The organism is Dactylosporangium thailandense, assembly GCF_059739745.1.
Genome location: NZ_AP029195.1, coordinates 11,902,843 through 11,921,084, shown reverse-complemented (window position 1 = coordinate 11,921,084; position 18,242 = coordinate 11,902,843). Strand labels below are relative to the sequence as shown.

Here is an 18,242-nt window from a genome sequence, read left to right as displayed (position 1 = left end):
CGCACCGCAGCGCGCCAATTGCTTAACACGTTTCAGGAGATCGATGACCACCACAACGGGCATCAAAGAGGTCGCACGGCGGGCTGGCGTCTCCATCGGTACCGTCAGCAACGTCCTCAACCGCCCCGAGCTCGTCGCCACGAGCACCCGCCAGCGCGTGCTCGACGCGATCGCCGAGCTCGGCTACGTGCGCAACGACTCGGCGCGGCAGCTGCGGGCCGGGCAGAGCCGGCAGATCGCGCTGGTGGTGCTCGACGTGACCAACCCCTTCTTCACCGACGTCGTGCGCGGCGCGGAGGCGGCCGCCGAGGACCACGGCGTGATGGTCGTGGTGTGCAACAGCGGCGAGGACGCCCACCGGGAGCAGCGCCACCTCGAGCTGCTCGAGGAGCAGCGGGTGCGCGGGGTGCTCATCACGCCGGTGGACGAGGGGCCCAGCTCCCGCCTCGAGCAGCTCATCCAGCGCGGCACCCCGGTCGTGCTCGTCGACCGCGGCTCGGGCCGGCACAGCCGCTGCTCGGTCGCCGTCGACGACATCCTCGGCGGCCGGCTCGCCGGGGAGCACCTCGTCGAGCAGGGGCACCGGCGCATCGCCTTCGTCGGCGGGCCGATGTCGATCGCCCAGGTCCAGGACCGCCGGGCCGGCATCGCCGAGGCCGTCGAGGGCCGGGCGGAGCTGGTCGTCGTCCCGACGCCGAACCTCACGGTCGCGGCCGGCCGGGCCGCCGCCACGCAGATCGCCTCCGGCCCGGACGGGGAGCGCCCGACCGCCGTGTTCTGCGCCAACGACCTGCTCGCCCTCGGGGTGCTGCAGGAGATGACCCAGCGCGGCCTGCGGGTGCCGCAGGACGTGGCGATCGTCGGCTACGACGACATCGAGTTCGCCGCGGCCGCCGCGGTGCCGTTAAGCTCGGTCCGGCAACCCCGCGAGCAGCTCGGCCGCACGGCGGCCGCCCTGCTGCTCGAGGAGATCGAGGACGACGGCCGGCACGAGCACCGGCACGTGGTCTTCCAGCCGGAGCTGATCGTCCGCGAGTCGAGCGGCCGCCCGCGCGGCCGTCGAAAGGGCCGGTGACCGTGCGCGTAGCACTGTTCGTCACGTGTCTGGCCGACGCGATGTTCCCGCAGGTCGGCAAGGCCACCGTGACGCTGCTGGAGCGGCTCGGGCACGAGGTGGTGTTCCCCGAGGCCCAGACCTGCTGCGGGCAGATGCACGTGAACACCGGCTACCAGCGCCAGGCCGTCAAGCTGGTCGAGCACCACATGCGCACGTTCGAGCCCTACGACGCGATCGTGGCGCCCTCGGGCTCCTGCGTGGGCTCGGTCCGGCACCAGCACGCCGCGGTCGCCGAGCGCGCCGGGAAGCGCCAGCTCGCGGCCCGGGCCGGCGAGGTCGCCAAGCGCACCTACGAGCTGTCCGAGTTCCTGGTCGACGTGCTCGGCGTGACGGACGTCGGCGCCCGCTACCCGCACCGGGTCACCTACCACCCGACCTGCCACTCGCTGCGCATGCTGCGCGTCGGGGACCGGCCGCTGCGGCTGCTGCGCGAGGTCGAGGGCATCGACCTGGTCGAGCTGCCCGACGCCGAGCAGTGCTGCGGCTTCGGGGGCACCTTCGCGCTCAAGAACGCCGACACCTCGGCCGCGATGCTCGCCGACAAGCTGCGCAACGTGCTGTCCACCGACCCCGACGTCGTCTCCGCCGGGGACTCGTCCTGCCTGATGCACATCGGCGGCGGGCTCTCGCGGCTGTCGGTGGAGACTCGTCCGGTACACCTGGCGGAAATTCTGGCGTCGACATGAACACGTTTTTGGGAATGCCGACCGTGGCGCCGCGCGGGGTCGGGCAGCTGCGCGGCGACGAGCCCTTCCCCGCGGCGGCCCGCACGGCGCTGGGCAACGAGCAGCTGCGGCGCAACCTCGGCCACGCGACCCGCACCATCCGGGCCAAGCGGGCGGCGGTCGTCGCCGAGGTGCCGGACTGGGAGGAGCTACGCCGGGCCGGCGAGGCGTTGAAGGCCGCGACCATGGCGCGCCTGCCCGAGCTGCTCGTCCAGCTCGAGGAGCAGGTGACGGCGCGCGGCGGGCACGTGCACTGGGCCCGCGACGCCAACGAGGCCAACGCCATCGTCGCCGACCTGGTCCGCCGGGCCGGCGCCGACGAGGTCGTCAAGGTCAAGTCGATGGCGACCCAGGAGATCGGGCTCAACGAGGCCCTCGAGGCGCAGGGCATCGCCGCGTGGGAGACCGACCTGGCCGAGCTGATCGTCCAGCTCGGTCACGACAAGCCCTCGCACATCCTGGTGCCGGCGATCCACCGCAACCGCACCGAGATCCGCGACATCTTCCTGCGCGAGATGGAGGGCGCGCCCGCCGACCTGACCGACGAGCCGCGCCAGCTCGCCATGGCCGCCCGGGCCCACCTGCGGCGCAAGTTCCTGACCGCGCGCGTCGCCGTGTCCGGGGCCAACTTCGCCGTGGCCGAGACCGGGACGCTCGCCGTGGTCGAGTCCGAGGGCAACGGCCGGATGTGCCTGACCCTGCCGCAGACGCTCATCACCGTCATGGGCATCGAGAAGCTCGTGCCCACGTGGACCGATCTCGAGGTGTTCCTGCAGCTGCTGCCGCGCTCCTCGACCGGGGAGCGGATGAACCCGTACACCTCGCTGTGGACCGGCGTCACCCCCGGCGACGGCCCCCAGGACTTCCACCTGGTGCTGCTGGACAACGGGCGCACCGCGGTGCTGGCCGACGAGGTGGGCCGCTCGGCGCTGCACTGCATCCGCTGCAGCGCCTGCCTCAACGTGTGCCCGGTCTACGAGCGCACGGGCGGGCACGCGTACGGCTCCGTGTACCCGGGCCCGATCGGCGCCGTGCTCAGCCCCCAGCTCACCGGGGTCGAGGACAACGCCTCGCTGCCCTACGCGTCCAGCCTCTGCGGCGCCTGCTTCGACGCCTGCCCGGTGCGCATCGACATCCCGTCGCTGCTCGTGCACCTGCGGGCCCGCCACGTCGAGGAGCACCGCGGCCCGTCGGCCGAGGCGATCTCGATGGCCGCGGTGTCGTGGGTGATGGCGCGGCCGGGCCGCTTCCGCGGCGGCGAGCGGCTCATGCGCCTCGGCCGGCTGCTCGGGCGGAAACGGGACCGGATCGGCACCCTGCCGCCGCCGCTGTCGGCGTGGACGGCGAGCCGCGACCTGCCCCGCCCGCCGGCCCAGACCTTCCGCGAATGGTGGCGCACGCGCAATGGCTGACGACTCGCGCTCCGTGGTGCTGGCCCGCATCCGCGCCGCGCTCGGCTCCTCCCCCGCCGTGCCCGCGGTCCCGCGCGACTACCGCCCGGCCGACCCGTCCCGCCGGGGCGACCTGGACCTGCTGGTCGACCGGCTCGAGGACTACAAGGCGACCGTCGTGCCCACGACCGCCGCCGCGCTCGAGTCCGACCTGGCCGCGGCGCTGGACGGCGTGGGCCCGCTGATCGTGCCGCCGGGCCTGCCGTTCCCGGTGCCCGGCTCCACCGTGGACGACGGCTCGCTCTCGGCCGCGGAGCTGGACGCGTTCGCGGGCGTGGTCACCGCCTGCGCGGCGGCGGTGGCGGAGACGGGGACGATCGCGCTGGACGGTTCGCCGGACCAGGGCCGCCGCGCGATCAGCCTGGTGCCGGACCGGCACTTCTGCGTGGTGCGGGCGGACCAGGTCGTGCAGAGCGTCCCCGACCTGCTGGCGCGGCTCACCCCGACCCGCCCGCTGACGCTGATCAGCGGCCCGTCGGCGACGAGCGACATCGAGCTCGACCGCGTCGAGGGCGTCCACGGCCCCCGCACCCTCGTGGTGCTGCTCGTGCGCTGAGCCGGCGCGTCAGCGGGTGCGGGCCGGTCGGGCCGAGCGGCCCAGGTCGTGCAGGAGGGCGTCGAGGGTCTCGTCGTCGGCCCAGCCGTTGACCGCGAGGGTGCCGTCGGCGCCGACGGTGATCTCCAGGCGGTCCGGGGTCGCGGCCACGGCGGACGGGGGGATACGGTCGCCGCGGTGGACGTACTCCTGGTTCGTCGAGCCGGCCCACGGGCGGGCGCGGTCGACCAGGGCGGCGACGTAGGGGCCGGCGATCAGCAGGTCCGTCGCGTCCAGCAGCGCCGCGACGTCGGCGCGGCCGTTGTGCACGGCGCGGTTCAGCTGGGCCGTCGTGTAGCCCGAGAACGTCAGGACCGAGCGGCCCTCGGCCCGCACGCCCGCGGCGAGCACGGCGAGCGGGGCGGCGTGGTCGAAGGGCTCGCCGCCGAGCAGGGTCAGGCCCTCCGTGCCGGCGGCCAGGATCCGGGTCAGGATCTCCGCCGTCGGGGTCGGGGTGCCGCCGCGGAATGCCCACAGGTGCGGGTTGAAGCAGCCGGCGCAGTGGATGGTGCAGCCCTGCACCCACAGGGCCGTGCGCTCCCCCGGGCCCTCGGCCGTCGTGCGCTCCACGAGCCGGGCCACGGCCACGGTACCGGCGTCGACCGGCGGGCGCGGTTGAGATGTCTCGGCCGTCGTGCCCGCGTCGACCGGCGGGCGCGGTTGAGATGTCTCGGCCGTCGTGCCCGCGTCGACCGGCGGGCGGGGCTCAGAAGTCCAGGACACGGCCCGGGCCCTGCTGGTGCGGTGCCCGGGGGCGCGGGGTGCAGGTGAGGCCGGCGCGGATGCGGGCGAACTCGTGCGGCGCGAGGGCCGCGGCCGTCGCGAACTCCTCGACGGTCTGGAAGCCGCCCCGGGCCTCGCGATCCGCCACGACCCGCTCGGCCCGCCCGGGGTCGAGGCCGGCCGCGCGGGCGAGCTGGGCCGCCGTCGCCGCGTTGACGTCCAGGGCCGGCGCGGAGGCGGGCGGAGCCGCGAAGGCCGGAGGCGGCGCGGGGGCGGACGGGGCCGCGAAGACCGGCGGTGGCGCCAGCCGCGCGGGCTGCGCCTGGGGCTGGGAGGCCTCGAACCAGGGGCGGTTCGCGGCGCGCCAGCGCAGCCAGGAGCCGTTCAGGATCAGGGCGTGGACGATGCTCGCGAACCACAGGGCGAAATAGGCCACGGCGAGCGTGGTGCTCAGCTGGGAATCCTCGCCCAGGCGGTTGATGGCGACCAGGGCGGACCACGGCAGCAGGAGGTACGCCACCCCGATCCCCCACCAGGACGGGCGCCGGGCGGTGATGCCGATGTAGAGGAAGCCGGTGCCGCTGAGGCAGCCCAGGCCGAGGACGACGAGCACGACCCACCAGCTGTTGCGCAGCCGCCACCCGAAGCTAGTGGGCATCGTGCTGCTCCTGCCTGGTCGTCTGCACCGCCGCCTCGCGGGTGTACTCGCTGTGCACCGTCTGAGCCATCAGGAGATCCTCGAGCACGGCGATGTAGTCCAGGCACGTGGAGCCGCTCATGCCCAGCGTCTCGGCGGCGACCGTGCCGTCCTCCGCAACCGTCACGACGATCCGCTTCATCCGGCCCGCTCCACGGCGAAGACCAGGCGCACGGCCCGGTCCGGGGTCACCGAGCGCGACTCCAGCCGCAGGCCCGCGGCCGGGGCCCGATGGGTCAGGCGCTCGAGCACCGCGGCCTGGACCTGCCGACCGTAGGCCGCGTCGACCGCCCGCACGATGTCCACCGCCCGCGGCTCGTCGACGTCGCCGGTGAAGTGCGCGGACCAGACCTGCCGCTCGTCGCGGACGAAGCGGGCCCGCACGCCCGCCCAGTCCGCGACGAGCGCGTCCCCGTCGGGCGTCACCGCCGCCCGGGTGTCGCGCAGGGCGGCCGCGAGCAGGCCCTCGTCGCGCATCCGGGTCTGCACCTCGCACACGGTCGCGTCCTTGCCCTTCGTGAGGCCGGCGTGGGCCGCGGCGGCGGCGATCGCCAGCGGCAGGAGAATCAGCGAAACGCTCATCGTCAGACCTCGATCGTGCGTCCGCGCGTGCCCAGCACGGGGATGGGGGCGGTCGGCGGCTCCTCGCCGGGGTCCCAGTCCTCGGCGGCCGTCGCCGCCACGGCGCGGGTGCGGGCCCAGTCCCGGATCGCGCCGAGCTTCTCGGACTGGGTGACGCTCAGCGGTACCGTCGCCGCCGTCGCCCGCAGCAGGTCCTCCTGGTGCAGGGGGCGCCGCTCGGAGAACGCGTCGAAGAGCGCCGCGACGACCGCCTGCTCGATCTCGGCGCCGGAGTAGCCGTTCGACAGCGTGCACAGCTCGCGCAGCAAATTGTCATCGACGTGCAGCGCGCCCTGGACCGCGGGCCGGGTCAGCCGCCGGCGCAGGTGCAGGGCCCAGATGGAGGCGCGCTCGGACCGGCTGGGCAGGTCCACGAAGAAGATCTCGTCGAAGCGGCCCTTGCGCAGCAGCTCCGGCGGGAGGCGCTCGATGTCGTTGGCGGTCGCGATGACGAACACCGAGCCCGTCTTCTCCTGCATCCAGGTCAGGAACGTGCCGAAGACCCGGTTGGTCGTACCGCCGTCGTTGGACGCGCTCGCCGCGAAGCCCTTCTCGATCTCGTCGACCCACAGCACGCACGGAGCGCTGGCCTCGGCGGTGCGCAGCGCGGCCCGCATGTTCTGCTCGCTGGAGCCGATCAGGCCGGAGAAGACGCGGCCGATGTCCAGCCGCAGCAGCGGCAGCCCCCAGGCGGCGGCGACGGCCTTGGCGGTCAGCGACTTGCCGCAGCCGGGGACGCCGGTGATGAGCACGCCCTTCGGGGCGGGCAGCCCGTAGTCGGCGGCGGCCGCCAGCCAGGTGTTGTCCCGCTTGGCCAGCCAGCGCTTGAGGTTCTCCAGCCCGCCGACCTGGTCGAGGCGCACCTCGGCGTCGACGTATTCGAGGACCCCGGCCTTGCGTACCGCCTGCCGCTTCTCCTCGTGCACCACGTCGAGGTCGTGCAGGTCGAGCACGCCGTCGTTGACCATCGCGCGGGCGAACGCGTTCTCGGCCTCGTTGAGCGTGAGCCCGGTCGCGGCCTTGGCGAACTTCTCCCGGCCGACGGGGTCGAGCTCGATGCGAATCCGCCCGCCGGCGGCGTTGCCCGCGATCATCGCCTCGAGCACGCCGCGGATCTCGGCCTCGGTCGGCAGCGGGAAGTCGACGATCGTGATGTCCTTCTCCAGGTCCGGCGGGATCCGCAGGACCGGCGCGACGATGACGAGCGTCCGGGGCACCGCGCCGGCCTTGAACGCCGCGGCGATGTCGCGCAGCCGGCGCACCACGCTGGGCAGCACCGGCACGTCTCCGCCGAGGGAGTTGTGCAGGTCGCGGAACACGAACAGGCCCGGCTGCTGGATCCGCAGCACCGCGTCGAGGGCGTTGTCGGGCTCGGTCGTGTACTGCGTGGCGACCCCGTCGGGCTGCAACAGCCCGCTCGTCGCCGACCAGGTCCACACCGGCCGAGGGGTGCGCACGAGCGCGGCGTCGCCGCAGACCGCGGCGAGCTCGGTGAGCACCCGGTGCTCCTCGTACGACTCGACGTACAGGACCGGGAACCTGGCCTTCAACAGCTGCGCCAGATCGTGGCGGAAACCGGTCACCGGGCTACCCTCTCCTTACGTTTGTCAGGTCGCACCCGACCCTAACCGCGGCGGGGAGATCAGAAGAGTCCGCTGGTTGCCGCCAGACCTGTCAGAAACGCGCCACCGGCCAGCACGGTCATCACCCACGCCTGGGCGCGCAGTGCCCGGCGGAACGCGGGACGCTCGGCGGGCAGCGCGAACACGCGGGCCGGCCAGTGCCGCCAGCTGACGTTCGCGAAGATGACGGCGGCCAGGAGGTACACCGGCAGCAGGTAAAACATTCTCGCCAGCGCCGCGGTGACGAGCAGCCCGGCGATCAGCGGCACCACCTTCCACCGGTTCCCGTGGGCCATGACCAGCAGAAAGTCCTCGTATTCGCCATCCCGCCCGGCGAAGAAGCGCTCGGCCTTGGGCTGTACCACGAGCAGGCTGTAGCCCATCGCCCCCGCCCACGCGGCGGCCAGGGCGAGGTGGACGGTCGTGAAGAGCGCGATCACGCCCCTATTTTGCTGCCCGGCATAATTTGCTGCCCGGCCTATTTTGCTGGCCGGTATGCCCAGTGCCACGGTTCCCGCGGTGTCGTCTCGGCGAATCCGAAGCGCCCCGCGTTCTGCCGCATCCACGCCTGGGCCTTGCCGTCGAGGTCGAGGTCCACGGCCATGCCCCAGCCGTGGTCGCTGGTCCCGGGCTTGGCGGCGAGCCCGCCCTGCGAGTAGAGGCCCTTGCGCTTGACGAGGTCGACCTGCTCGGCGAAGGGCCGGTACGAGTCGGTGATCCCGATGTTCACCCCCTGCTGCCGGGCCGCGCGCATGAGCGCGTCGAGGCTCGACGCGGCCGGCCCCCACAGCCGGTGCCCGGTGCCGCCGACCTGTTGCAGGGCATCCTCGGGGATCTTGCCGTTGCCGTACCTCGCCAGCTCGACCGGCACCCCCTCCGGCGTACGCGCGGTGCGCAGCGTCGTGTCGAGGGTCTGCTGAAACGACTCGGCACCGGCCACGGCCGGCGTCGCCTGCGGGCGGAAGGCGGCAATCTGGGAGCGGATCTCCGCCATGCGGGTCGCGATCCCGCCTACTCCTGTGACCTCCACATCGCAACCATCGGCCACCCGAACCGCAACCTTTACGGCTTTGCCCCGGCAAGTCGGGCACTCCGCCCCGGTGGCCCAGCTCGGTCGCGCCTCCCCCACGGAGAGCATGCCCGCGCCGCGCCTCGGCCTGCACGCGTTCCTCGATGCCGGCGGCCGGGGTGGATTTTGGCCCGCACATTTCTTCGACTCGGGACTCGCGGTGCCGGGTTCGGCGGTGGGCTGGTGCGATTGTCCGGACGGACCGGCAGGTGCCACTGTTGCGCGGTGTTCGACGATTCCGGCGGGGTCGGACGGTGGCCGCGCCGGGGTGTTTTCCGCGGAGCAGTGGATGCGGCGCAACTTCTCCGCATGCCGCATCACCAGCCCAAAGTCACGCCGCCGCTGCGCCTCTTTCCGGAACTCATCCTTCCCCGGCCACCAATTCTTGGCCCTCGTACGATCCCGCATAGCAGCCAATTCCCGCGAGCTGAACAACTGCATCTGCCCCATACCAACAATTGTCCCAGAATACGACCGAAACCTCGATCCCGACCACACCCCAGCACAAATGGCGAACATATTGGAACCGGGACCACCGAATGATGACCCGCACGAACCCGGCACACCCGGGACGGCCGAGAGGAATGCCCAGTGGGCAACGACGCCACTGGACCACGCTTACTCATTGGGGCAACCAACGGCGGCCCGCTGGAGCGCGGACCGGCCGTCTTTGCCGATGACGAGGTCGCCTTCCCAGTGCCCGGGGATCGCACGGTCGTCGGCTTCGGCGGGCCGGTCGCTGATCATCAGCATCGGTGCGGTGAACCGCGACCCGCGCCTGCTGGTGGTGCGGGGCCGGCGCATCGCCCGGCTCGTGCGCGGCGAACGGCTGGTAGCCGCCGCGGGTCCTGGTTCCGGGCGATCTCCCGGCTGATCGTGCACCGCGGCCGACCCAACTCCACCGCGACCGCCGCCTGCGACACACCGGTAAGCAACCGGTCACCGATCACGACCCGCTCCTCAAGCGACAAGAACCCGGCCGACACCACCACCGGCGCCGCCACCCCGTCCGCACACCCTGCCCAACGAGCTCGGCATACACCCCGGCGGGCGACGACTCTCCCGGATCTCGAACACGGCAACCCCTGATCAGGTCAGGTGTTGCAATGATCCCTTTAAAACCGGGGACGGGGTATAAATCCGATATGTCGTGGCGCGCCAGCGCCCGACATATCGAGATCAAGACAAGCGTCAGGCGAGACGGGCCGATCCCAGCAGGTGGCCGTCATGGTCGGCGACCTGGATCGAGTCCACGTTCGCCAGCTGGATCGAGCTCGCCCCCGTCACCCGAGCCTGCGCCGTCTGGGTGCGCCCCCAGCACGCCGCCTGTTCGGACTGGCCGCCGCGACCGAGTACCTGCATCGTGAACGGGCCCTCGCCGGGCAGCCCGGCGAGTTCGAGGGAGACCGACACGCCCCACTGCCGCGGGCTCAGCGTCGCCCGGCCCGACAGGCCGCTGCCCGCGGCGGCCTCGAACTCCACGATGGTGCCCGGGTTCGCCGAGGCGCTCGGCGACGCGACGGCCTGCGGTGGCGGGGACGACGGCTCCGGGCGGCTCACGGCCAGGAGACCGACCAGCACCGCCAGCACGAGGCAGGCGGCGGCGAGGACCACCACGGGCAGTCGCCGCGGCCTGGCCCGGCGCAGGAAGGCGTCGAGGCCGGCGCGGGAGGGCGGCTCGAGCGGTGCGCCGGGGCCGTTCGGGAGGCGTTGCAGCAGCTCCGGTACGGCGGCCAGGCGCCCCACCTCGCCGCGGCACTCGGCGCACGTGCTCAGGTGGGCGTCGACGGTCTCCTGGTCGGTGTCGTCGAGGCCGCCCAGGACGTAGGCCCCGAGCAGCCGGCGCACCGCGTCGTGGCCGGCGGTCACCGTAACACCCCCATCTCCTCGAACACCGCCCGAAGCGCGCGGACCGCGTAGTACGCGCGCGACTTGACGGTACCCTCCGGTACCGAGAGGCGTTTCGCTGTGTCGGCGACCGTACGGCCGTCGTAGTACACCGACCGGATCACCTCGCGGTGCTCGACGGAGAGGCGGTCGAGGGCGGCGGTGATCAGCCAGCCCTGGACGAGCTCGTCGACGTTGTCGGGGTCGGCGACGGCCGCGACGGCGTCGGGGTCCGAGACCAGTCGGGGACGGCGCTGCTCGGCCCGCCAGTTGTTGCTGACCACGTTGCGCGCGATGGTGAGCAGGTAGGCCCGCGTGGTGTCCCGGCTGACGTCGATGCGCTCGATGTGCCGCCAGGCCCGCAGGAGGGTGTCCTGCACGAGGTCCTCGGCGCGGTGGCGGTCCCGCTCGTACCGCGAGACGAAGGCGAGCAGCACACCGTAGTGCTCGGTGTACAGCGCGGTCATGAGCTCTTCGTCGCGCGTCACGCGCAGCCCCTCTCGACGGCCTCCCTGTCGACCTCTACCCCACCAGACGGTTCAGGGTTCAACCAGCTTCCGGGACTTTTTCCAGAGCTTGGCCGCGGCCTCGCGGATCGCGCACCTCCGGCCGGCGCAGCATCCCGCCTTTACTACCCGACACCCGCGCCGAGCAGGTCTTTGGCCAGATCGATGTGGTCGCCGTCGAGCAGCACCTTCGCAATGATCATCACGTCCCGCACGGCACGCTGAGCGGCATGGACGATAAGCGCGCTCTCCGCATCGGCGAGCCCCTCACTCCTGCATGCCGCGAGGGCGGCCGCCGTCTCTGGGGGCGGCACGTCGAGGCCGAGGTGGCGCAGGATGCCGACGGCGTCGGCAAGCTGGCCCGCCACGAGCCGGGCGTTGAGATCGCGAATTCCGAGCCGGTCCGTCGCGATCGTGAGTTGCCGGTCCCCCTCGGGCCGGGGGACCGGCAACCGATCAATTGCCGCAGCGGACCCACGCGTGGCGTTCGCCGGCCCATCGCCCACCGGCCGATCGCGCGCATCTGGCCCGGCACCGCCGGATTCAGCCGGCCTCTGCGTCAATCTGCCGGTCCTGGCGGCTGGACAAGCCGAGCAGCGCTGGCGCCCCGCCTGCTGCAACTCGAGGTCCTCGCGGATCTGCTGCACACGAGCCCGGGGCATCGGCAAACGGTCTTCGCCCAGCGTCTTCACGGCCAGGTCGCAAAGGTCGGTCAGGAAAGCCGGGTCGGGGCGTTTGAGTTTCCCGTGGCAGTAGTCGCTAACGGAGCTCTTCACCCGGTGGAGTGCCCGGGCAAGCCCTCCGTAGGACATTCCCAGAGCACCGTGGAAAAGCTTGATGGCATCGAAAAACTCGCGGCGCTCGGCCGGGAGCAGCCCAACCGGAGGTTCGGCCAGTTGCCCGGCGGGACTCGGACGCGGCAATGAAGCCTCCTCGACGGGTGGACGAAACCGATCGGGCTGTGAGGCTACCAGCGGTCGGCCAGCTTCCGGCACGTAGTTGGCGGCCGACCAGCAGGACCGGCGCACCGGGACCAGCAGGACAGATGCCGAATTCCCGCGTACGCCCGAGATGGATCACGGGCAGATGCCGGAGTTTCCAGGCGCAGCATCGCGACCCGGAGGTTTGCCGGTCCCCCTCAGCCGTTCGGCGAAATTGCAAAACGGCGAACGGCCAGCCCCTTCCGCCGAACGCTTCAGTCAGTCAGCTTTATTTGCGTGACCGCTGGCCGATGACGAGCCACGTGCACTAGCGGCGCAGGACGGATCGGTATGAGCAGTGCCGAGCCGTGATGCAGCGTGCAGCAAACGTGCATAGCGCTACAAAAGTACGTATGTGATGAACGCCGGAAGTCCGACGAACACCCACGAAGGCGGGTAATTGGCATGGACATGCCGAAGTGGAATGACACTCAGCTCGGCACGATGAAGCGAGCGGCTCTCTGGCTCGTCCAGGTTGTCGGCGAAGGCGAGATCTTCACCAAGAACGAGTTGCGGGATGCCTTCCCGGACGTGTCGCAGATTGACCGGCGGATGCGGGACCTGCGCCAGTTCGGCTGGAAAATCGATACCAACCGCGAGGATGTCAGCCTCACCGCCAGCGAGCAGCGCTTCGTCCGGATCGGTCAGCTGGTCTGGGAGCCGGGCAAGGCGACGCCGGAAAAGTCCGCGACGATCACCGCGAGCCAGCGGCACGAAGTGCTCATGCGCGACGGGTACAAGTGCCGCAGCTGCGGGATCGGTCCCGGGGAGACGTACACCGGCACCGAAGCCACCTCGCAGCTCGACGTCGCCCGCCGGCCCGTACGCCTTCCCGATGGCAGTACGCGGACGCAGCTCGTCATTGAGTGCAACCGGTGCCGCGTCGGCAGCCGCGAACTCGTGGCGGACCTCGCCGGCGTGCTGACCCGGATCGCCAAGCTGGCGCCGATCGAGCGCAGGATGCTCTCGAACTGGGTCGACCAGGACACCCGGACGCTGAGCACCGTCGAGGACATCTGGGCCGTCTACCGGACGCTGCCGGCCGAGGCGCGCGCGACGGTCCAGGAAGAGCTGGCCAAGCAGTCCTGATCCCGGGCCAGTGCTCACACCAGCACCGGCCCGGCAGAAGCCGCACGCAACAGAGCAGCCGAAAGAGATACAACGCGTCAGCCTCGCTGGAAGGAACGTCACGAACATGCAGGATCTGGGCAGCCCGCCGCGGGCGGATGAGAACCGGGCGCTCGTCAGGGAACGGCTGGACGAGGTCCGCCACCTCCGCGGAGTGCCGGAAACCCTGAAGATCGAGTTCCGCGGCCAGCCGCTGAACGTCGAGGTGATCGACATGCCGGTCGCGAACCTGTACTACAACCCCGGCACCCACCGCATCCGCGCCCAGCGCAGCCACAACCTGGAAAAGGATGCCGCACTCACCAAGGACCCCTGGAGCGTCGAAAGCCAGGAGTACCTGCACTACCTGCTCACGACCCTGCCGGCCGACCCGTCGCGCCGCGACCCGCGGTTCGACGAGCTCATGGAGAGCCTGCGCGACTACAAGCAGTCGGAGCCCGGCCTGATCACGCACGATGGCGTTCTGGTCAACGGCAACACCCGGCGCGCCGCGCTGAAGGAGCTCGGGGTCGCTACCATCCGGGTCGGCGTGCTCCCGGCATCGACGGCGTGGGCCGACATCCACGCGGTCGAGCTCACGCTGCAGCTGCGCCAGGACCACCGCCGCGACTACTCGTACATCAACCATCTGCTGACCCTCGAGGAGCAGATCGCGCTGGGCCGGCCGCTCTCGGATGTCGCGCGGGATTTCCACACCACGACGCCGGCATGCGAGCGTGACGCCTGGATCCTCAATGAGCTCAACGAACTCGTCCGGCGCAGCGTCAACGGCAAGTACGCGCTGCGCCTCATGGACTTCGAGGACGCCAAGGAGAAGCTCTTCGAGCTCTATCGCGCGTTCACCGCGGAGAAGAGCAAGGAGAAGGCCGACCTGCTGAAGGAGTCGCGGCTCGCGGCCATCGCGCTGGACTTCGCGAAGACCGATGTGCGGTACATCGGCGCCGACTTCCAGGCCCGCTTCCTGGACCAGCGCCTGCCCGACGCGGTCAAGGCCACGACCGCCGTGACGCAGGCGCCGAAGACGGTGTCGATCCCCGGGCTCAACCGCTCGGTTCCGGCCGCCGCTCCGAAGGTCGCCGCGGCCCGGGCGCTGACCGATGCCGTGCTCAAGGCCAAGGCGGTCGTGGTGGCGGGCGAGAGCGCGGAACCGGGCCAGCTGGCCGACGCATCGACCGCGAAGGCCGACCTGAAGGAGGCGTTCGACGAGGCCATCAGCTTCGCCGGCAAGGACTTCCGGCTCCGCAAGAAGCTCCAAGCCGCCCCGGACCGGGTGGTCGATGCCTGCAAGTCCCTCGAGCAGTGCATCACGGATCTCGTGATGTCGCGGGCCAACGGCAGCCTGGACCAGGAGGCGTTCGACGACGCGCTGATCAAGCTGCGCCAGGTGATGGGCAAGCTCGCCACGGAGGCCGGGAAGACGATCGAGCTGCCGGGCGACGGCCTCTCGTGGCTGCGGTCCGTTGCGGAGATCGGGCAGTGAGCACCGCTGCGGATGGCCCCGCATCGTCGCTGGAGCTGAGGTTCGACGTGACGCGCACGCGCGCCGTGCTGCGTACCCGCAGCGAGTTCCGCGAGGACTTCACCCGGATGGTGGCGCGCATCGCGGTGGGTGCCCAGACCGGTCCGCTCACGGCCGAGGTCGACCTCGATGACTTTCTCGTCGGCATCAACGAACTCGGCGCCTGGGAGCACGAGGACGTCGACTGGGAACCCGCCCTCGCCGAGCTTGTCGGCGGGGTCCTCGACGACGCGGAGATGGCCGAGCGCAGTCTGGCGGGCGCGGCGCCGCTCGCCGGGGCTGCGGCGGTGTCCCTCGGGGACATCGATGCGATGCTCGGCCTGTCGTGGACGGCGGACCTCACCCCGTTTCAGCGCCGCGACATCAGCCGCCTGCTGACGCTCCGGCATGGGGCGAACTTCAGCGTCCCCGGGGCGGGCAAGACGCGGGTCGCGCTGGCGGTATTCGCCGCGATGCGGGAGCAGGGCGAGGCCAAGCGGCTCCTCGTGATCTGCCCGAAGTCCGCCTACGAGGCGTGGAGCTACGAGTCTGCGGTCTGCTTCAAGGAGCCCCTCCGGGCGTCGATCATGGCGGGCCGGCCCGATCCGGGCGTCGAGGTACTCGTCATGAACTACGAGCGGCTTGCCCGCGCGACGACCGCGCTGGCCGGCTGGCTGCGTGCCGTGCCCTCGATGATGATTCTCGACGAGGCCCACCGCATGAAGCTTGGCTCGAGCGGCGCCTACGGGTCGGCATGCCTGGCCCTGGGGCCGCTGGCTCGCCGCCGGCTGATTCTCACCGGAACTCCTGCACCTAACGGCGCCCGGGACCTGGAGAGCCTGCTGTCCTTCGTCTGGCCCGGGCACGGGAAGCGCGTCGTCGAGGACGCGGTGGGCGGAGGGAATCTGGCCCATGCCAGCAGGGTGCTCCGGCCGCTCTTCACCCGCACCACCAAGAGCGAGCTCGGGCTCCCGCCGGTCAGCGTCAAGATCCGCTACGTCGACTTGCCGCTGCACCACCGGGAGATCTACGAGGCACTGAGGGGAAATCCGACCGCGCGCTCGGGCGACCTCGAGGCTCTGGGCAAGACCATGCTGCGCATGCTCATGGCGGCCACGAGCCCGGCGCTGCTATCGGAGGGCACGACGCGGTACGAACCCCTGGACTATCAGGTGCCGCCACTCGAGCCGTCCCCGGGCGACTCGTTGCATGATCTGCTGAAGAACCTGCCGCACTACGAGCTGTCACCGAAGTACGCGGAAGCGGTCAAGATCGTGGACCAGAACGCGCAGCTCGGGCGCAAGACACTGGTCTGGACGACGTTCGTGCGCAGCATTACCACGCTGGATCGGCTCCTTGAACCGTTCCGGCCAGCCGTCGTGCACGGCGGAACTCCAGACCGGGACGAGCAGCTCCGGCGCTTCCGCGAGGACCCGGACTGCATGGTGCTGGTCTCGAACCCGGCCACCCTGGGCGAGGGCATCAGCCTGCATCAGGTGTGTCACGACGCGTTGTACGTCGACCGCGACTTCATGGCGGGCCGCTTCCTGCAAAGCCTCGACCGCATCCACCGGCTCGGCCTGGCACCGGGTACGGAGACCCGCGTCACGGTGCTGGCGGCGCGGAGCACTGTCGACGAAGTCGTTGCCTTGCGGCTCGATCAGAAGCTCGAGTTCATGGGCACGATCCTTGACGATCCGGCGGTCCGCCAGCTTGGTGACCTGCAGGAGGAGGAGTCGTTCGCGGCCGGCGGCATGGACACCGCCGATATTCAGGCGCTCCTCGCCCACCTCGACAACAGGTAGACCCGATGTGAAGGCCTGCGCGCCCTAGTTCCCGGTTGCTCACGCGGCCGGGCGCTAGGGTACGGGCGTGAATCCGTACTTCGTCTGGGAGCCGTTCACGGGCGGGGCCGGGTGGCGGCCGTTCACGGACCTGCTGGAGCCGGACGTGGCGGCGGCCCGGGTCGCGGCGTCCCGGGAGGCCCTGGCGGGGATGTTCGGGCTAGACGTCGCCGCGCTGCCGGAGCGGGTGGTGGCGTCGGTGCTGTTCCTCGGGTACGCGGCGCGGCTGGTGTCGCCGCCCCTCGCTGAGGCGCTGTCAGGGTCGATTCCGGCCGTGACGCCGGGGGATCTCTGGTGGCGGGAGGTGCCGGGCGGGCCGCTGCCGGTGGCGGTCTCGGGTGCGGGGTCCCGGCCGGCGGGCGAGTTCTTCGAGGTGGTCGTGCTCGGGCTGGTCGAGCCGCTCGTCTCCGTGTTCGGGGAGCGGTTCCGGCTCTCGCCTCGGGTGCTCTGGGGCAACGTCGCCTCGGCGCTCGGCGGGGCCGCGGGGCAGCTTTCCGCCGACGCCTGGCCCGTCGTCGCCGGGCTGCTGGAGCGGCCGCCGCTCGCGGGCATGGCCGTGATCCAGGACGGGCGGCTGCGCCGGAACAACTGCTGCCTCTACTACCGCATTCCCGGCGGCGGGACCTGCGGGGACTGCGTGCTCAACGAGCGCTAGTGGCAGGGGAAGCCGAGGAAGTGCCGGCCGTCGTGGATGAACTCGTGCACGTGGCTGTCGCTGCCGAAGATCGATACGGCGCCCTGGTCGATGCCGATGAAGTAGTACAGCAGCAGGGCCAGCAGCGCGGTGCCGCCGAGCCAGACCAGCGAGCGGGAGATGGGCAGGACCAGCGGGGTGGTCGCCGCCTGGGACGACTCGGCTCCGGACATCGTGCTCATAAAAGGACACTAAGGCGGGCCGGTCCTTACGTCAATCGGACCGGCCCGACCTCACTCACACATGCACTCCCGGCGGGATGACGCCGAAGACGAGGGCGGTCGAGCCCGAGCCCTTGTAGTTGATGAACCCGCCGGCGAGCACCGAGGCGCCGGTGGTCGGGAACTGGGCCAGGTTCGCGAGGATCTCGAGGCTGATCCGGTGGCGCCGGTAGACCAGCAGCGACGCCAGGTACTCGGGGTCGGTGCCGAGGTCGGGGCCGAACGTGTCGATGCCGGTGCCCCCGTTGCGGCCGATGCGGCCGGTGTCGATGAACCACTGGATCGTCTCGGGCGCGAAGCCGGGCTGGTGCAGCACGCCGTCGCGGTCGAGGTTCGGGAAGGCCGGGGTGCCCCATTTGTACTCCCAGCCGGTCCACATGATGATCATGGATTCGGCGGGAATGCGGCCGTGCCGCTTCTCCCACTGCTTGACGTCGTCGATCGTCAATGCGTAGTCGGCGTTGCGGGCGCATTTGTCGCGCACGTCGATCTTCACCGCGGGCAGGAACAGGTCGTTCGGGTCGAGGTCGTCGGCGAGGGGCTCGCCGGCGTTGAAGTGGCCCGGGGCGCCCCAGTGGGTGCCGGTCGCCTCACCCTCGCGGACGTACTGCAGGTAATACCCCTCGTTCTCGATCGTCGCGATCGTCTCGAGCGTGAACGCGGGGTCACCTGGGTAGATGTTGGTCTTGGCCGGGTCGTTGACGTGGGACAGGCTGATGAGCCGGGTCTTGCCCGGGCGTAAGGAGTCGGTGCTGGCGGCGTCCGCGGTGCCGGCGAGCCCGGCGGCGCCCGCGACGGCCCCTCCGGCCGCGGCGGCGAGCAGGTGTCGTCTCTGCATAGGCGTCAATCTACGTGGTGCGGTCC

Annotated in this window: 21 protein-coding genes and 1 pseudogene; 8 read left to right on the top strand and 14 right to left on the bottom strand. The window is 71.3% G+C overall.

What is annotated here, in order from left to right; translation table 11 throughout:
• Nucleotides 1–43: 43 nt before the first annotated feature.
• Genes AC6JBM_RS53715 through AC6JBM_RS53700 form a run of 4 tightly spaced genes read left to right on the top strand, consistent with a single transcriptional unit; the run spans nucleotide 44 to nucleotide 3,849 of the window.
• On the top strand, nucleotides 44–1,075 hold the full coding sequence (locus tag AC6JBM_RS53715; RefSeq protein WP_497981177.1) for a LacI family DNA-binding transcriptional regulator: 1,032 nt from the start codon (nucleotides 44–46) through the stop codon (nucleotides 1,073–1,075).
• Nucleotides 1,076–1,077: 2 nt separating this feature from the next.
• Nucleotides 1,078–1,803 carry a (Fe-S)-binding protein gene (locus AC6JBM_RS53710; RefSeq protein ID WP_497981176.1) on the top strand — a complete coding sequence of 242 codons (726 nt, stop codon included), beginning with the start codon at nucleotides 1,078–1,080 and terminating at the stop codon, nucleotides 1,801–1,803.
• Nucleotides 1,800–3,254 (top strand): LutB/LldF family L-lactate oxidation iron-sulfur protein, encoded by a 1,455-nt coding sequence (locus AC6JBM_RS53705; protein ID WP_497981175.1) that lies wholly within the window; start codon nucleotides 1,800–1,802, stop codon nucleotides 3,252–3,254. Before AC6JBM_RS53710 ends, AC6JBM_RS53705 begins: the two co-directional genes overlap by 4 nt.
• Entirely contained in the window at nucleotides 3,247–3,849 is a 603-nt protein-coding gene (locus AC6JBM_RS53700) for a LutC/YkgG family protein (protein ID WP_497981174.1), read from the top strand. Before AC6JBM_RS53705 ends, AC6JBM_RS53700 begins: the two co-directional genes overlap by 8 nt.
• Before the next feature lie 9 nt (nucleotides 3,850–3,858).
• Here the strand turns inward: AC6JBM_RS53700 and AC6JBM_RS53695 are convergent, their stop codons facing one another.
• From AC6JBM_RS53695 to AC6JBM_RS53640, 12 genes and pseudogenes are all read right to left on the bottom strand, one after another.
• Nucleotides 3,859–4,611, bottom strand: a complete 753-nt coding sequence (locus tag AC6JBM_RS53695) for a 4Fe-4S single cluster domain-containing protein (protein WP_497981173.1) — start codon at nucleotides 4,609–4,611, stop codon at nucleotides 3,859–3,861.
• Entirely contained in the window at nucleotides 4,595–5,269 is a 675-nt protein-coding gene (locus AC6JBM_RS53690) for a helix-hairpin-helix domain-containing protein (RefSeq protein WP_497981172.1), read from the bottom strand. The genes AC6JBM_RS53695 and AC6JBM_RS53690 overlap by 17 nt, the downstream gene beginning before the upstream one ends.
• Entirely contained in the window at nucleotides 5,259–5,450 is a 192-nt protein-coding gene (locus tag AC6JBM_RS53685) for a DUF2997 domain-containing protein (protein ID WP_497981171.1), read from the bottom strand. Before AC6JBM_RS53685 ends, AC6JBM_RS53690 begins: the two co-directional genes overlap by 11 nt.
• Nucleotides 5,447–5,890, bottom strand: a complete 444-nt coding sequence (locus AC6JBM_RS53680) for a hypothetical protein (protein WP_350617321.1) — start codon at nucleotides 5,888–5,890, stop codon at nucleotides 5,447–5,449. The genes AC6JBM_RS53685 and AC6JBM_RS53680 overlap by 4 nt, the downstream gene beginning before the upstream one ends.
• Nucleotides 5,891–5,892: 2 nt before the next feature.
• A complete protein-coding gene (locus tag AC6JBM_RS53675) occupies nucleotides 5,893–7,512 on the bottom strand; it encodes a Ycf46 family AAA ATPase (RefSeq protein WP_497981170.1) in 1,620 nt (539 codons plus the stop codon).
• Between the two features lie 59 nt (nucleotides 7,513–7,571).
• Nucleotides 7,572–7,991, bottom strand: a complete 420-nt coding sequence (locus tag AC6JBM_RS53670; protein WP_497981169.1) for a hypothetical protein — start codon at nucleotides 7,989–7,991, stop codon at nucleotides 7,572–7,574.
• A gap of 38 nt (nucleotides 7,992–8,029) precedes the next feature.
• Nucleotides 8,030–8,581, bottom strand: coding sequence for a M15 family metallopeptidase (locus AC6JBM_RS53665; protein ID WP_497981168.1), 552 nt, complete (start codon nucleotides 8,579–8,581; stop codon nucleotides 8,030–8,032).
• A gap of 690 nt (nucleotides 8,582–9,271) precedes the next feature.
• Nucleotides 9,272–9,439 (bottom strand): annotated as a pseudogene (locus AC6JBM_RS53660) (IS30 family transposase); the annotation flags it as partial.
• Nucleotides 9,367–9,606 (bottom strand): helix-turn-helix domain-containing protein, encoded by a 240-nt coding sequence (locus tag AC6JBM_RS53655; protein WP_497986736.1) that lies wholly within the window; start codon nucleotides 9,604–9,606, stop codon nucleotides 9,367–9,369. The pseudogene AC6JBM_RS53660 and the gene AC6JBM_RS53655, both read right to left, overlap by 73 nt.
• A 205-nt stretch (nucleotides 9,607–9,811) precedes the next feature.
• Entirely contained in the window at nucleotides 9,812–10,489 is a 678-nt protein-coding gene (locus tag AC6JBM_RS53650) for a zf-HC2 domain-containing protein (RefSeq protein WP_497981167.1), read from the bottom strand.
• The gene (locus AC6JBM_RS53645; RefSeq protein WP_350617310.1) at nucleotides 10,486–10,995 is read right to left on the bottom strand and encodes a sigma-70 family RNA polymerase sigma factor; all 510 of its coding nucleotides are present in this window, start codon (nucleotides 10,993–10,995) and stop codon (nucleotides 10,486–10,488) included. The genes AC6JBM_RS53650 and AC6JBM_RS53645 overlap by 4 nt, the downstream gene beginning before the upstream one ends.
• Nucleotides 10,996–11,138: 143 nt before the next feature.
• A complete protein-coding gene (locus AC6JBM_RS53640) occupies nucleotides 11,139–11,936 on the bottom strand; it encodes a hypothetical protein (protein WP_497981166.1) in 798 nt (265 codons plus the stop codon).
• A gap of 462 nt (nucleotides 11,937–12,398) precedes the next feature.
• Between AC6JBM_RS53640 and AC6JBM_RS53635 the strand changes: the two genes are divergently transcribed.
• The 4 genes from AC6JBM_RS53635 to AC6JBM_RS53620 all read left to right on the top strand — a co-directional run bounded on the left by AC6JBM_RS53635 (nucleotide 12,399) and on the right by AC6JBM_RS53620 (nucleotide 17,118).
• A complete protein-coding gene (locus AC6JBM_RS53635; protein ID WP_497981165.1) occupies nucleotides 12,399–13,082 on the top strand; it encodes a KpnI family restriction enzyme N-terminal domain-containing protein in 684 nt (227 codons plus the stop codon).
• 106 nt (nucleotides 13,083–13,188) lie between these two features.
• Nucleotides 13,189–14,601: a ParB N-terminal domain-containing protein gene (locus AC6JBM_RS53630; RefSeq protein WP_497981164.1), complete on the top strand. Its 1,413-nt coding sequence runs from the start codon at nucleotides 13,189–13,191 to the stop codon at nucleotides 14,599–14,601.
• A complete protein-coding gene (locus tag AC6JBM_RS53625) occupies nucleotides 14,598–16,424 on the top strand; it encodes a DEAD/DEAH box helicase (protein ID WP_497981163.1) in 1,827 nt (608 codons plus the stop codon). The genes AC6JBM_RS53630 and AC6JBM_RS53625 overlap by 4 nt, the downstream gene beginning before the upstream one ends.
• Nucleotides 16,425–16,491: 67 nt before the next feature.
• Nucleotides 16,492–17,118 carry a (2Fe-2S)-binding protein gene (locus AC6JBM_RS53620; protein ID WP_497981162.1) on the top strand — a complete coding sequence of 209 codons (627 nt, stop codon included), beginning with the start codon at nucleotides 16,492–16,494 and terminating at the stop codon, nucleotides 17,116–17,118.
• On the opposite strand, the gene AC6JBM_RS53615 is transcribed toward AC6JBM_RS53620, so the two are convergent.
• Together AC6JBM_RS53615 and AC6JBM_RS53610 are read right to left on the bottom strand one after the other, a co-directional pair.
• A complete protein-coding gene (locus AC6JBM_RS53615) occupies nucleotides 17,115–17,339 on the bottom strand; it encodes a CbtB domain-containing protein (RefSeq protein ID WP_497981161.1) in 225 nt (74 codons plus the stop codon). The two genes, AC6JBM_RS53620 and AC6JBM_RS53615, sit on opposite strands and share 4 nt — an antisense overlap.
• Before the next feature lie 55 nt (nucleotides 17,340–17,394).
• Nucleotides 17,395–18,216: a cyclase family protein gene (locus tag AC6JBM_RS53610; RefSeq protein WP_497981160.1), complete on the bottom strand. Its 822-nt coding sequence runs from the start codon at nucleotides 18,214–18,216 to the stop codon at nucleotides 17,395–17,397.
• Nucleotides 18,217–18,242 lie beyond the last annotated feature (26 nt).